The 14,327-nt window shown below is 41.1% G+C and carries 13 protein-coding genes; 11 read left to right on the forward strand and 2 right to left on the reverse strand.

Annotated features, from left to right (window positions below; genetic code table 11):
• Nucleotides 1-82 precede the first annotated feature (82 nt).
• Nucleotides 83-2,611, reverse strand: coding sequence for a class I adenylate cyclase (locus DRF63_RS05760; RefSeq protein ID WP_005597870.1), 2,529 nt, complete (start codon nucleotides 2,609-2,611; stop codon nucleotides 83-85).
• Between the two features lie 254 nt (nucleotides 2,612-2,865).
• Between DRF63_RS05760 and fabB the strand changes: the two genes are divergently transcribed.
• The 8 genes from fabB to DRF63_RS05800 all read left to right on the forward strand — a co-directional run bounded on the left by fabB (nucleotide 2,866) and on the right by DRF63_RS05800 (nucleotide 10,367).
• Entirely contained in the window at nucleotides 2,866-4,083 is a 1,218-nt protein-coding gene (fabB, locus tag DRF63_RS05765; RefSeq protein WP_005597872.1) for a beta-ketoacyl-ACP synthase I, read from the forward strand.
• 191 nt (nucleotides 4,084-4,274) lie between these two features.
• Nucleotides 4,275-5,608, forward strand: a protein-coding gene (locus DRF63_RS05770) for an IS3 family transposase (RefSeq protein ID WP_108744155.1) whose coding sequence is annotated in 2 segments (ribosomal slippage) — nucleotides 4,275-4,728 and nucleotides 4,728-5,608 — 1,335 coding nt in all. Because the reading frame shifts where the segments join, the coding sequence is not laid out codon by codon here.
• 148 nt (nucleotides 5,609-5,756) lie between these two features.
• On the forward strand, nucleotides 5,757-6,650 hold the full coding sequence (locus DRF63_RS05775; RefSeq protein WP_418910102.1) for an IS256 family transposase, variant Zn-binding type: 894 nt from the start codon (nucleotides 5,757-5,759) through the stop codon (nucleotides 6,648-6,650).
• A gap of 179 nt (nucleotides 6,651-6,829) precedes the next feature.
• A complete protein-coding gene (locus tag DRF63_RS05780; protein WP_005597890.1) occupies nucleotides 6,830-7,177 on the forward strand; it encodes a YgiW/YdeI family stress tolerance OB fold protein in 348 nt (115 codons plus the stop codon).
• A 55-nt stretch (nucleotides 7,178-7,232) separates the two neighbouring features.
• On the forward strand, nucleotides 7,233-7,829 hold the full coding sequence (locus DRF63_RS05785; RefSeq protein ID WP_005597892.1) for a NirD/YgiW/YdeI family stress tolerance protein: 597 nt from the start codon (nucleotides 7,233-7,235) through the stop codon (nucleotides 7,827-7,829).
• Nucleotides 7,830-7,878: 49 nt separating this feature from the next.
• Nucleotides 7,879-8,244, forward strand: a complete 366-nt coding sequence (locus DRF63_RS05790) for a YgiW/YdeI family stress tolerance OB fold protein (protein ID WP_117374030.1) — start codon at nucleotides 7,879-7,881, stop codon at nucleotides 8,242-8,244.
• A gap of 88 nt (nucleotides 8,245-8,332) precedes the next feature.
• Nucleotides 8,333-8,998 (forward strand): response regulator, encoded by a 666-nt coding sequence (locus tag DRF63_RS05795; protein ID WP_005619495.1) that lies wholly within the window; start codon nucleotides 8,333-8,335, stop codon nucleotides 8,996-8,998.
• Nucleotides 8,991-10,367: an ATP-binding protein gene (locus DRF63_RS05800; protein WP_005597899.1), complete on the forward strand. Its 1,377-nt coding sequence runs from the start codon at nucleotides 8,991-8,993 to the stop codon at nucleotides 10,365-10,367. Before DRF63_RS05795 ends, DRF63_RS05800 begins: the two co-directional genes overlap by 8 nt.
• Nucleotides 10,368-10,414: 47 nt before the next feature.
• Here the strand turns inward: DRF63_RS05800 and DRF63_RS05805 are convergent, their stop codons facing one another.
• A complete protein-coding gene (locus tag DRF63_RS05805) occupies nucleotides 10,415-10,975 on the reverse strand; it encodes a YtfJ family protein (RefSeq protein WP_005597901.1) in 561 nt (186 codons plus the stop codon).
• A 193-nt stretch (nucleotides 10,976-11,168) separates the two neighbouring features.
• Between DRF63_RS05805 and yajC the strand changes: the two genes are divergently transcribed.
• The 3 genes from yajC to secF are packed head-to-tail and all read left to right on the forward strand — an operon-like array spanning nucleotide 11,169 to nucleotide 14,324.
• On the forward strand, nucleotides 11,169-11,465 hold the full coding sequence (gene yajC / locus DRF63_RS05810; protein WP_005597904.1) for a preprotein translocase subunit YajC: 297 nt from the start codon (nucleotides 11,169-11,171) through the stop codon (nucleotides 11,463-11,465).
• A 26-nt stretch (nucleotides 11,466-11,491) separates the two neighbouring features.
• Nucleotides 11,492-13,339 (forward strand): protein translocase subunit SecD, encoded by a 1,848-nt coding sequence (gene secD, locus DRF63_RS05815; protein ID WP_080550263.1) that lies wholly within the window; start codon nucleotides 11,492-11,494, stop codon nucleotides 13,337-13,339.
• A 10-nt stretch (nucleotides 13,340-13,349) separates the two neighbouring features.
• Complete coding sequence (gene secF, locus DRF63_RS05820; protein ID WP_005597908.1) at nucleotides 13,350-14,324, forward strand: protein translocase subunit SecF; 975 nt, start codon at nucleotides 13,350-13,352, stop codon at nucleotides 14,322-14,324.
• Nucleotides 14,325-14,327: the final 3 nt, after the last annotated feature.

The following is a 14,327-nucleotide window of genomic DNA, read 5'->3' on the forward strand; positions in this document are numbered from 1 at the left end:
GAGGTTCCAAATATAAAATAACTAAATCCATGCTTGTTTACTTCGATACGCACATCAATTTAGCAGTTGAGTAATAAGCATATTATCCTTGTTGAACTTGCCGCAAATATTGTCGATGTTGTTTGCTTTGGAAAGGAACTATCCGCGTTTTACCATTTAGGCTAATTAATTGATAAAACTGAGGGAAGTTAAAACTTTCCAACGACGCATTTTCTTTACTGTTTTCAGCGGCATGAATCCGATTGATTTCTTTGACTTTTTCTTCTTTAGAACAAAAACAATCGTGACAAACTTCCAAAGTATTTTTCTCATCTAAAATATAAACGTTAAAGCTCTCGTCCGCATTATCCTCAAAGAAAAATTGTAAAAAGCCTTCACTGGCAAATTCATCGATTTCTTTCGGGAAAACACAGTTCGATTTGGCACGCATACCGGCTTCATCTTGCAAATTGGCAATTTCTTGGTTAAATTCGACCGCTTGTTCATTCAGCGGTTGAATCTCTACTTTCTGCTTGCCGAATACGAATTGCCACATTTTGCCGGCGACTTTTAACGTACTTAACGGTTGTTTTTGTGAAATGGTTCCCGTTTGAATCGTAATGCACTTATGAACCAACTCCGCAATAAAATCACGTAGCTCGCTACGCAAATGACGGCTATAACAAAAAACATTAACCGATTGCGGCGAAGCCGAGCTGCGATAAATCTTATTTGAAATCAGCTTCAAGGCTTTTAAAATCGCATCGTCGCCTTCAAAGTGCTGCGTTCTAATTTCATTCCATAAATTACGATAAATAATACTCACGCTACCGACCAAACTTTGTTGAGCGGATCCGAAGTTAAAGAGATCGCTCGGTTGAACCGCCCGTCTGGTCGGCTCTAATTTCTGGGTCGGGTCCTTCACTAAATTTATCGCTAAAATCAAACTACGGATTTCATTCGGGTGTAACAAATCGTCATCGATCATTTCCGGTGCCTTAACCGGAAACGACAAACGCAAATCGGTAATAAATTGACGCAGCCGAGATAAATCCAAACTACGACTAACCAAATGTAATTGGGTATTAGACGTAATCACACCGTTAAAGTATCCCCAAGCAACCAGTTTAGTTAAATTTTTCGCCTGTCTTACATAACGCAATGTCGGATCATAAGGACTTCTCGGTGCTTGATTGATCATATACCAGCCCGCTTGCATCGCAGATCCTTCCCGTACTTCAATAAAAGTCACCGCACTTTCCGCCAAATTCTCGGAAATTTGAGGATTAATTAACGGAACTTTACCCGGCGCCATTTCAAACACCGAATATAATTTTCGCATTAAAATATCAATATCACTGGCTAAAATGCTCGGATCGATATGAAATTTTCGGGCGAATTGAATTAAATTTCGATAACTCTGCAACAGCTGCTCGACAATAATTTGCTGATGAGTGACCGCTTGCTTAATTTTCCAATTCTGACGATTATCCAATAAATTAAGCTCTTGCAGATTCCAATTCCACCCTTCAATGAGTTCTCTCAGAGCTTGAGTGCGCCAAGTTTCGCGAGATTCCCCCTCGCTTGCCTTAACGTAAAAGCACATTCTTAAACGGGATAACCGCAACATTTCTTTACGCTTGCTTAAATAATCCGTGACCTGCTCTAACATCGCCAAATAAGGATCAAAATGATATTCGACCGTTTGCACGGCTAACAATTTTTGCTTGAACTGTTTTGAGATCAAATTCGTATTCGGATAAGTGTCCGCATAACTTTCCAGTAATAAAATCTTAATTGCAGATTTATACGGATATCCGATCCCTTTATACAACTGCCAAAGGCTTGCACCGAAAAATTCACCGGTCGAAAGCGATGAAAAATCACCGAAATCAATCCATTCCGCCGGATTAAATTCGGCTGAAGACAGATATTGTTGATATAGCCCGTCGGGCAAATGCAACCAAAGCAATCGCTTACCGGCTAAACGAATCGCCGAACGATAAAATTCGTCCAATAAGAAATAATGTTGTGCCGAGCCGCTATGCTCTTCGTTTACATCGCTATGATATAAATGCGCCTTAAAATGCGCCGGATTCATTAAATAGAAGCTGACGTCCACCCCGAGACGTTTCGCCCATTGTTTGATTTTGTCCAACTTCTGCTCTACTAATTGATACTCCAAAGCGTTTAAACGGTCGGAATAACAAAGCCATAAATCGATATCGGACAAACTGGTTTGCGTAATCGTACCGGTGCTTCCCATCGAATAAAGCCCGTCAAACGCAACAAGATCGGCGGAATTCCGAATCGCTAAATGCGACAACGATAATTCGGAAAGATAATTTGCCTGATATTCGGAAAGTTCAAAAGCGGCGATACCGCTCGGTGCGTTTTTTATATATGCCGGCAATTCGGGCAAATTGGTATGAATTAAAAGCGGTAATAATGAGAAAACCTGCTCGAATTGCGGACTGTTCGCCGCTAAAGCACGTTGAGTTCTGAAATGATCCAACGCATCAACACGAGAAATTCCCCATGTAATATGCGATGTCCAATCAATATTTTTTGAAAAGGAAGCCTCGGATAAATGATGATTTATCGTATTTGTTGATAACTGTAACGTTTTCACATTTACTCCCTTACAACATAAAAGTGTGATCAATGTAACATTTTGATAAAAAAAGTAAAGACAGCCGCCAAATAACTTTTGACATCTCGCAAAAATTCTAAAAAACAGCTCGGATCAGACTTGAAACAATGACGAAAAGAGTTCAGACCAGTCCTAAAATCATGTAAAATAAACAAGTTTTAGTAGCTTACTTTAGCGAACAAGTGTAAGCTGAATCTAATATCTTACGAAATCAATCTGATGAAGGAAACAAAATGAAAAGAGTCGTTATCACTGGTTTAGGCGTTATTTCTAGTATCGGTAACAATAAAGAAGAAGTTTTAGCTTCATTAAAAGAAGGTAAATCAGGTATTGAATTCGTTCCTGAATTTGCTGAAGTCGGTATGCGCAGCCAAGTTGCCGGCACAATTAAGTTAAATCCGGCGGAATTAATTGACCGTAAAGTCTATCGTTTTATGGGGGATGCCGCCGCTTACGCTTATCTTTCAATGAAAGAAGCTATCGAAGATTCGGGTTTAACCGAAGATCAAGTATCAAACGATCGTACCGGTTTGGTTATCGGTGCGGGTACCGGTTCGGCACACAGCCAATTAGTAGCTTGTGATGCGGTACGCGGCCCGCGCGGCGTGAAAGCGGTCGGCCCTTATGCGGTAACTAAAACGATGGCGTCAAGCGTATCGGCATGTTTAGCGACTCCGTATAAAATCCGCGGCGTAAACTACTCAATCAGCTCGGCATGTGCGACTTCCGCTCACTGTATCGGCCATGCAATGGAATTAATCCAATTAGGTAAACAAGACGTAGTATTTGCCGGCGGTGCGGAAGAACTTTCCTGGGAATGCGCAACCGAATTCGATGCGATGGGTGCGGTTTCAACCAAATATAACGATAACCCGACTAAAGCAAGCCGTGCTTACGACGCAAACCGTGACGGTTTCGTTATCGCAGGCGGCGGTGCGGTGGTTGTCGTTGAAGAATTAGAACACGCTCTTGCGCGCGGTGCGAAAATCTATGCTGAAATCGTAGGTTACGGTGCAACCTCTGACGGTTATGATATGGTTGCGCCAAGCGGTGAAGGTGCGGAACGTTGTATGAAACAAGCGTTAGCAACGGTAAACGGCGAAGTGGAATACATTAACGTACACGGTACTTCTACACCGGTCGGCGATGTAAAAGAATTAGGTGCAATTAAAAACGTATTCGGTGATAAAAAACCTGCGATTTCATCGACCAAATCAATGACAGGTCACTCTTTAGGGGCTGCAGGCGCACACGAAGCAATCTACTCGTTATTAATGTTAGAGAACGGCTTTATCGCTCCAAGCATTAACATCGAGACATTAGACGAACAAGCGGAAGGCTTAAATATCGTGACCGAGCGTCAAGACAAAGCACTTACAACTGTAATGTCAAACAGCTTCGGCTTCGGCGGTACGAACGCTTGCTTAGTATTCCAAAAATACAACGGCTAATAGACAACCATATAAAGTAAAAAAAGTGCGTTTAATACGCACTTTTTTAATATCCTAAGCGGTCGGATTTTTCTCCTTTTTTGCAAGAAATATAAAAAATTAAACCGCTTGTGTTATAAAAAAGCTCATCTTGATTGATCTGCCCCCCAAAAGTTGGACTAAACCTCCAACGGATTAAGGTGCAGATTTTTATGACTAAATATAACTCGCTATTCAAACAACAAGTCATCGAGTTTTATCTTCAAAATGACAAAAACCGTTTATTCACTCAACGACATTTTCAATTATCCAAGAAAACCTTAATTCGATGGATTGCTCAATTTAATCATAACGGAATCAATGGGCTAGCGGTGATAGGTAAGAAGCAAAAATATTCCCCCGAATTCAAATTAACCGTCATACAAGCGGTCAAAAAGGGGCAATTTTCTGCGGAAAGCGCCTCCCTTCATTTTGGCATTGCTAATTCAGGTTCGATTAGCCAATGGTTGCACATCTTTGAAGAACAAGGTATAAACGGCTTATTACCCAAGCCCAAAGGTCGCCCGACAATGAAACCGAAATACCCGAAAATGCCTCCTCCACCTAAAACTGAAGAAGAACGCCTACGTTATCGTATTTTAGAGCTGGAAGCGGAGGTAGCTTACCTAAAAAAGTTGCGGGAGCTCAGCCAACAAAAAATGCGGCAAAAGCAGCCATCGTAAAAACGTTGCGAGTGGATTTTCCCTTAGAAATCCTCCTCCCTTTGACTGGTTTAAAACGTAGTACGTTCTTTTATCACTTACCGCCTAAAATCGATAAAAATGCAGTGATTAGGCAGAAAGTGATTGAGATTTATCAAGATAATGATGGCAATTACGGCTATCGTCGTATTACGTTAAAGTTACGTGATTTTTTGGGTGCGATTAACCATAAGCGTATTCAAAGGATAATGCAACAGCTTGATTTAAAAGGGAAATGTAAGCAGAGGAAATATCGTTCTTATCAAGGTGAAGTGGGTAAAATTGCCGAGAATGTATTGCAACAGGATTTTCACGCAACGGCGCCAAATGAAAAGCTCGTAACGGATATCACCGAGTTTAAATGTGCGGAAGGCAAGCTCTATTTATCGCCTATTAAGGACTTGTTTAATAGTGAAATTCTTGCTTATGATTTAGCAAGAAGCCCTAACTTTGAGCAAGTGATGCGGATGCTAAAGCAAGCAGTCGCAAAACTGCCTAAGGGCGCTAAACCGATTTTACATTCCGACCAAGGCTGGCAATACCAGATGGCAGACTATCAAGAAATGCTGAGAAAACATCATATTAAACAAAGTATGTCGAGAAAAGCGAATTGCTTGGATAATGGGGCAATGGAAAGTTTTTTTGGGCGATTGAAAACGGAATGTTACTTTGGTAAGCGATTTGAAACTTTCGAACAACTTGAGAAAGTGATTCACGAGTACATTCATTATTACAACAATGAGCGTATTCAAGTGAAATTAAAAGGACTGAGCCCTGTACAATACAGAACTCAGTCCTTAAATTAAACAGTCTAACTTTTTGGGGTCAGATCATAATCGGGGCTTTTTTATAAAAAAATTCGGGATAGTGGACAAAATTGAGCCTACAAAATGGGTTAAAACCTTGTACTATAAGGCTTTAACCCACTTTTTATAAAAATGACTAAAAAATTGTATTTTCTGCTCATCTTTTAACCTCAAAAAATATGGCAAAATTAATGGTGTTCAACGCTATAAATGTCTCGATTGCCATCGTAATTTTGTTGCATCCAAACGACTTAATTCACAAGAAATTTGGTTTAAGTATACCTCGCTAAAACAAACCATTCGGCAGCTTACTATTGAATATCAATGTTCTGAAAGAACCATCAGAAGACATCTTCAAAAATCCATCAAAGCTGAGCAACAACCTTTACCCGAAACCATTAACATCGTGATGGATACCACACATTTTAAACAGCGTTTTGCCGTATTGGTTTTAGTGGATTCACTCTCTTCCAAACCGGTCTACTTTCGTTTTATTCCCGCTGAGAAAAATCAGTATTATTTCGAAGCTATATCAGAATTAATGGAAAAAGGCATTAAGATTCAATCGATTACCTGCGATGGTAGGAGAGGATTACTCAATGCATATCCTGATATTCCAACTCAGATGTGTCATTTTCATCAAGTTGGGAGAGGGATATTTTATTTAACGAAATCCCCCAAATCTCCGGCTGGGAAAGCGTTATTGGAGCTATACTATTCACTTAAATCTTATACAAAAGAGACACTTAATCAAGCATTACTGCAATGGCTGAATGAGTATAAAACTTACTTTAACGAACGCTCGGAGCATAATGCAAAACGGTTTAAACACAAACGATTAAGAAGTGCCTATTGGAGTCTAAAACGTAGCATAAATTATTTATTTACCTATCAAGATTATCCTGAACTGCATATTGCACATACGACGAATTTAGTCGAGTCATTTTTTAAGCTGATGAAAGCAAAATTAGCTCCTCACCAAGGATTGACTGATGAACATAAGATGTTGTTTATAAAGGATTTTATTTGCCAGCGAAGTTAAAAATAAAGCCATAACAGACTCAAAAATGTTCATTATGGCTATATCATGGGGAAATTAGACTCAATTTTGTCCACTATCCTAAAAATTCTTTTCTTAAGATTTCTTTAAGATTTGTTTGTTTTAATGCACACGTCAATAAAGCAACGCACTTTTTATTTCATATTTATTCGGAGCAAACTATGAAGAAATTTTTAACTTTAACCACTCTATTAGCAATCTCAACTTCAGCTTTAGCAGGTTTTAACGGCGGTAACAATGAACCGGCAAAAGCGGTGAATACCATCGCTCAAGCGAAAAAAGCGGCTGAAAATACGCCGGTTACGCTTACGGGCAATATTACTCGTCAAATAGACAGTGATGAATTCTTGTTTAAAGACGCAACCGACGAAATTAAAATTGATGTTGAAGATCACGCTTGGCAGAATCAAAACATTACACCGAAAGATAAAATCACGATTTACGGTAAAGTTGATCAGGATTCGCAAGGTCCGGCAAGCATTGATGTAGATCGCATTCAAAAACGTTAAGTTTTATCGCGCCGATATAAGGCAAACAATCACTCATTTAATTCGGGAGCTTAATATGAAAAAATTTATGACAATGACTTCTATTCTTGCACTTTCTTCTATGGCTTTAACTTCCTTCGCTAATGCGGAAGAAACGACCGCACAAGCGCAAAATAACGTACAAACCGAAATGCCGGCACCTGCGGAAAAAGCGGCACCGGTTATCGGGCAACAAGAGGTTGAATTTACGCGTAAAGCGGCGGATCAAATGATGCAAGGACAAGGTCGCGGACAGAACTTCCATTCGTTTCATCACAACGGCAAACATCCGTACGATATGATGAGAATGATGGCGTATCATCACCCGCATCAGTTCGGCGGCTATAAACCGCAAGGTTTTATTGATCAAAATGCGGTGGCGAAAGATGCGAAAGCAGCGTTAGAAGCGAAAGATCGTTCGTTCGTTCAATTAGAAGGTTCGATTTCAAAACAAGTAAACGATACCGAATACACTTTTGTCGATAGTACCGGTCAAATCAAAATTGAAGTGCCGCCAAGCTTATGGCGCGGTTTATCGATAGGTCCACAGGATAAAGTTCGTATTGACGGTATTTTAGATAAACAATGGGAACAACCTGAAATTAAAGTGAAAAACATCACGAGATTGAAATAGTTAAATCATATTATCTCTTTTAAAATCAGCATATTAAGGAATGCAATTTATGAAAAAAATCTTAGTATTAACCACCCTTGCTACGGCAACTTTATTAGCGGCTTGCTCAACGAAAAACGAAACGGTTCAGAATCAAACTTTCGGCGCGAACACGGCTAATACGGTTACTATCGCACAAGCGAAATCATTGCACGATGACAGCCGTGCGGTATTACAAGGTAAAATCCAACGCCAAGTGGACGGTGACGAATACATTTTTGCCGATAGCACCGGCAATATTAAAATCGAAATCGACGACCACGTATGGAAAGGTTTGGACGTCACGCCAAACGATACTATTCGTATCCAAGGTAAATTGGATAAAGAAACTTTCGACTCGTCTATTGATGTTTATAGCGTAGAAAAAGTACAATAATTCTTATTTATTAATCATTTATACAAGCGGTCGATTTTTGCAAAATTTCAGCAAATTTAGACCGCTTGTCGCTTTATCGGACAATAATATGCGTATTCTACTGATTGAAGACGACAAACTAATCGGTGACGGCTTAAAGCTGGGACTAACCAAACAAAATTTTGTCGTTGATTGGTTCCAAGACGGTAAATTAGGCTTTGAAGCGTTATTCTCTACCGAATATGATGCGGTCGTTTTGGATTTAACGTTACCTAAAATGGACGGTTTAGCCATTCTGAAAAATTGGCGTAAAGAAAATCTGGATATTCCGGTTTTAATCTTAACCGCAAGGGATACGTTAGACGAAAGAATATTGGGATTTAATTCCGGTGCGGACGATTATCTCTGTAAGCCGTTTGCATTAATGGAAGTGGTCGTCCGTTTACAAGCTCTAATTCGCCGCCGTTATAAACAGAGTTCCACCGAAATTACTCTCGGTGATCTGACGATTGACAGCAGTACCCACAAAGTAACCCTTGCCGATAAAGAGATCAATTTAACCTCGAAAGAATTTCAATTGCTGTTACTGTTTGCCAGTAATAAAGATCGTGTTTTGACGCGTTCCGCTATCGAAGAAAAATTATACAGTTGGGATAACGACGTCAGCAGTAACGCTATGGAAGTTTATATCCATAATTTACGTAAAAAACTCGGTAAAGAATGGATCAAAACCGTACACGGCATAGGTTATAAAATAGGAAATTCAGATGCTTAAACGCTTTGCTAACAATAGTTTACGTTTTAGATTGATCGTTATTTTATCCGGTATCAGCCTACTCATTTGGTTTACCGCCACAGCGATAGAATGGTTTAAATTTCGTGAAGAAATGGATAAACAATTCGATACGCAACAAGTTTTATTTGCGGAACGACTCGCCTCTTCGAATATTATGCAAGGCTTTCATGAAATTCGCCCTCGCCATCGCCGTCACTTCTATCAAAAACACGTGGATGACGACGCTTTGGCGTTTGCCGTGTTTACCGAACAAGGCGATCCTATTTTCAATGACGGGCGGGACGGACAATTTATCGAGTTCGCTCCCCACAGAGGCTTTAAAAACGTCCGCTTAATCGAACACGACGATGAAGAAGACGAAGTGGATACATGGCGTATTTTTTGGTTAAAACATCGAGATTTGTATATTGCCGTCGGGCAGGAAATCGACTATCGCAATAAGATCATCAATAAAGTGATGGCTTCAAAATTTTGGGGAGGTTTTATCGCTCTACCGCTATTGATTTTGGCGATTTGGTTTATCGTTACTCGAGAATTAACTTCGTTACGTTCATTACAAAAACAAGTGTTAAAACGTAAACCGGATGAAACCACACCAATTCAAACGGCGCATTTACCCCAAGAAATTCAACCGCTTGTACAAAGTTTAAATCGTTATTTCAACCGTACTCAAACGATGTTAAGCCGAGAACGACGATTTACTTCCGATGCGGCGCATGAATTACGCAGCCCGTTAGCCGGCTTACGTATTCAAACGGAAATTGCCCAAATGACGCTGGACGATCCCGATACGCATTTAAGTGCTTTAAATAACCTAACTCACGGTATTGACCGGATTGCGCAATTAATCGAGCAATTACTCACACTCTCTCGTTTAGAGAATTTAGAACAGCTTGATGAGCTTGAAACGATCAATTGGCAGGCATTAATCGAACAAAATGTCAGCCAGCTTTACCCGCAAGCGGAAAGCAAGCGGTTGGAAATCTGCGTGGATTTGCAAAGCATACCGCAAAATCAGCAAGGAAAGCCGCTACTGATCAATTTAATCTTGCGGAATTTAATTGATAATGCGATTAACTATACGCCGGAAGGCAGTAAAATTAAGCTGACGCTGACCTCAAACGGTTTAACGATTGAAGACGACGGTTACGGAGTAAGTGATGAAGATTTGAATAAACTCGGACAACCGTTTTATCGTCCGGTCGATCGCCCGGTTCAATCCGATAAAGATGAGAAAGGCAGCGGCTTAGGCATTTCGATCATTAAACGTATCGTTGAGCTGCACGGTTTCTCGATGAAACTTAGCCGTAGCGAGATGGGCGGTTTAAAAGCGGAAATTATTTTCTAATTAAGCCGAAGAGAAAAAGACGAAGTTTTCCGCTTCGTCTTTTTTATTTATTGTACGATAAGGCGATTAACCAGCGTAATTACTTGCTGAATCTGCGCTGCCGATAGCTTGCCTTCTGCGACAAATTGTACTTTGCCGCTTTTATCCAATACCGCTATAAAACTGTCTTTCGGTTTGAGTCCCCAAGCATTTTTCACGCTGCCGTTTTGATCCAATACCACTTGGCTATGCGGATTTTCCAATTTTCCGTCTTCGGCGCTGCTCTTTACAAAAGCACCCGTGGCTACAATCGCATCATCGGCATTAATAATTGAAGTCGTTTGGTATTTGCTGCGATCAAAATTTGCCGCCTTAATCGCATTAATTAACGCTTCATTCTTCTCTTTAGCCGAGCTTCTACCGGCAAAATGATGAACGACGCGAACTTTTCCGGCAAGGCTACTACTTGCCCACGCTTTATAAGTCACCGTTTTACCTTGTGCCACAAGTTCACCGTCTTTACTTACATTCGCCTTGGGCAAAACGGCATTAAGTTGCACTTGATGAGCAAAAGCGGAATTTACAAAAAACAAACCGAAAACGACCGCTAGTCGAGTGATTTTTCTCACGATTTCTCCTTGAAATTAATTGAATTATGAAAAATAGGCGCAATATTGTGATCTTACTTTAAAAGTAACCCGATGGCATTAAATTTTCTTCTCGTTAAATAAGCGATTTTATGCTATTTTAAACACCAATTTTCCCATTCATACGGGAATTTTGTCTTTTCAACACTAACTTATTGATTTTTAAGGAGCTTTTATGCAACAAGGCGGCGGATTAGAAATGATCGTAATTTTAGCGGTTTTCGGTCTTATTTTTTACTTTATGATTTATCGCCCACAAGCGAAACGCCAAAAACAACAACGCGATTTACTTTCTAACCTTGCGAAAGGCGATGAAGTATTAACAAACGGCGGCTTAATCGGTCGTATTACAAAAGTCAGTGCTGAAAACGAAAACATCGTGATCGCATTAAACGATACGACTGAAGTTGTAATTTCTCGTAACTATGTCGTTGCGGTATTACCAAAAGGTCAAATGAAAGCCCTTTCTTAATTTTCCTATCATTTAGGGGACTAATTGTGTTAAATCGTTTCCCATTATGGAAGAACCTGATGATTATTATTATCGTACTCATCGGGGGCTTATATGCTCTTCCTAACCTATACGGAGAAGATCCGTCGGTTCAAATTTCCGGAACCCGCGGTCAGCAAGCGACGAGCGAAACGCTCGTTCAAGTACAGGGAACGTTGTCGTCAATGAATATCACCCCGAAATCAGCCGTTCTCGAGAACGGCTCGATTTTAGTGCGTTTAGAAAAAGATGAACAACAATTACCTGCCAAAGAAAAAATTTCCGAAGTCTTAGGCGATAAATTTTCCGTAGCGTTAAACCTTGCGCCGGCAACGCCGACTTGGCTAACCGACATCGGCGGTAACCCGATGAAACGAGGCTTGGACTTACGCGGCGGCGTTCGCTTCCTGATGGAAGTGGATATGAACACCGCATTGGCTAAACAACAAGAAAATCTACAAGACAGTTTACGTACGGAACTTCGTAAAGAAAAACTGCAATATAAAGCGGTTAAAAAAGGCGAAAATTTTGCCACGGTAATTGAATTTGCCGATGAGGAAACCGCCAATAAAGCCATTCGTTATATTCGTCGCGTTCACACTGCTCTTGAAGCCGCTTCTATTAGCCCGACAGAGATTTCATTCAGTCCGTCGGAAACGGGACTGGTGACATCACGCGATACGGCGATTGAACAAAACTTATCCATTTTACGTAAACGTGTAGAAGAACTCGGTGTTTCCGAGCCGACCATTCAACGTCAAGGTGCGGACCGTATCGTGGTTGAATTACCGGGCGTACAAGATACCGCACGTGCCAAAGAGCTTCTCGGTGCAACGGCAACCCTTGAATTCCGTTTAGTGAATGCGGAAGCCAGCCCTGAATCCGCCGCCAGAGGTATCGTACCGGCGGATTCCGAAATTCAATATACGCGTGACGGCAATCCCGTCGTGTTACGTCGTAAACCGTCTTTAGGCGGCGAACATATTATTGATGCGACCTCGGGCAAAGACGAACGCGGTTTACCGCAAGTAAGTATCAATCTTGATGCCGAAGGCGGTACGATGATGGCGGATATTACCAAAAGCGCGGTAGGCAAACCGATGGCGACCCTTTACAGCGAGTTTAAAGACTCCGGTCGTAAAGACGCTAACGGTAAAGTGATTTTAGAAAAACACGAAGAAGTGATTAACGTCGCAACCATCAACTCACGCCTTGGCAGCCAATTCCAAATTACCGGTATCGATTCGCCGGCAGAAGCGCAAAATCTTGCGGTACTGTTACGCTCGGGTGCATTGATTGCACCGATTGTGATTGTGGAAGAACGTACTATCGGCGCTTCTTTAGGTGCGGATAACGTTGCGAAAGGGATGGAAGCCGGTATGTACGGTTTAATCTTAACCATCGCATTCTGTTTAATTTACTACAAAATGTTCGGAGTGTTTGCGGCAACGGCTCTGACGGCAAATATGGTGCTGACTATCGGTTTAATGTCATTAATCGGTGCAACACTGACTATGCCGGGAATTGCCGGTATCGTACTGGCGGTAGGTATGTCGGTCGATGCAAACGTATTGATTTACGAACGTATTAAAGAAGAACTGCGTAACGGACGATCAATCCAACAAGCGATTCACGAAGGTTATAACGGTGCGTTCACCTCGATTTTCGACTCGAACTTAACCACGATTTTAACCTCGTTAGTGCTGTATGCGGTCGGTACCGGTCCGGTAAAAGGCTTTGCAATTACGCTTGCACTTGGGGTAATGATTTCGATGTTTACCGCAATTACCGGTACTCGTATGCTCGTAAACTGGGTGTACGGCGGCAATAAACGTGTGAAAAAACTTTGGATTTAAGGTGGAATAAATGGCAACTATGCAAAAAGAAAAAGATGCGTCGGAAATCAAGCTGCCGTATAAGCTTATTCCATTTATGAAATATCGTTATGTCGGTTTCGTCTTTTCACTCATCGTTACCGCATTATGTATTTTCTCTATCGTTACCAAAGGTTTTAACTGGGGATTGGACTTTACCGGCGGTACGGTCATTGAAACGACCTTTTCCCAACCAGCCGATTTAAGCAAAGTACGCGGTTTATTGGAACAAAACGGTTACGGTAATGCGTTAGTACAAACCACCGGTAGCCAAAAAGAACTGATGATTCGTTTACCGGCATCCGCCGGCGATATGTCGTTGGGTAATAAAATTATGGATCTTGTCCATCAAGATTTAGATCCTGCGGCAACGATTAAAAGTGTTGAGTTCGTCGGACCGAATGTCGGGGAAGAGCTGACTCAAGGGGCGATTTGGGCAACACTTGCCACACTGGGGATGTTATTGCTTTACGTCGGTACGCGTTTTGAAATCCGTTTAGCAATCGGCGGTATTTTGGCATTATTCCATGACGTATTGGTAACTATCGGTATTTTCTCATTCTTACAGATTGAGATTGATCTGACTTTCGTGGCGGCAATTCTTTCCGTGGTAGGTTATTCATTAAATGACTCTATCGTGGTATTCGACCGTGTACGTGAGAACTTTAGTAAAATCCGTCGTATAAATTCACAAGAAGTCATCGATATTTCATTAAGCCAAACGCTTTCAAGAACCTTAATGACTTCCGTTACGACCTTATTCGTTGTTTCGGCGTTATATTGGTTTGGCGGTCCGACAATCCATAGCTTCTCGCTTGCCTTATTAATCGGTATCGGTTTCGGTACTTATTCATCGATTTATATTGCAATCGGTGTGGCATTACAACTCGGTTTAAATCGTGAACATATGGTTAAACCGGTAGTGGAAAAAGAAGGTGCGGATCAACAAGCGTTTATTGATCATTAACAG

Source organism: Actinobacillus pleuropneumoniae (genome assembly GCF_003290385.1).
In the GTDB taxonomy this organism is placed as follows: Bacteria; Pseudomonadota; Gammaproteobacteria; order Enterobacterales; family Pasteurellaceae; genus Actinobacillus; species Actinobacillus lignieresii.

Coding starts and splice junctions, on each gene's coding strand:
- yajC (WP_005597904.1), top strand. CDS start 11,169: ATGCAACAAGGCGGCGGATTAGAAATGATCGTAATTTTAGCGGTTTTC.
- DRF63_RS05790 (WP_117374030.1), top strand. CDS start 7,879: ATGAAAAAAATCTTAGTATTAACCACCCTTGCTACGGCAACTTTATTA.
- fabB (WP_005597872.1), top strand. CDS start 2,866: ATGAAAAGAGTCGTTATCACTGGTTTAGGCGTTATTTCTAGTATCGGT.
- DRF63_RS05795 (WP_005619495.1), top strand. CDS start 8,333: ATGCGTATTCTACTGATTGAAGACGACAAACTAATCGGTGACGGCTTA.
- DRF63_RS05780 (WP_005597890.1), top strand. CDS start 6,830: ATGAAGAAATTTTTAACTTTAACCACTCTATTAGCAATCTCAACTTCA.
- DRF63_RS05785 (WP_005597892.1), top strand. CDS start 7,233: ATGAAAAAATTTATGACAATGACTTCTATTCTTGCACTTTCTTCTATG.
- secF (WP_005597908.1), top strand. CDS start 13,350: ATGGCAACTATGCAAAAAGAAAAAGATGCGTCGGAAATCAAGCTGCCG.
- DRF63_RS05800 (WP_005597899.1), top strand. CDS start 8,991: ATGCTTAAACGCTTTGCTAACAATAGTTTACGTTTTAGATTGATCGTT.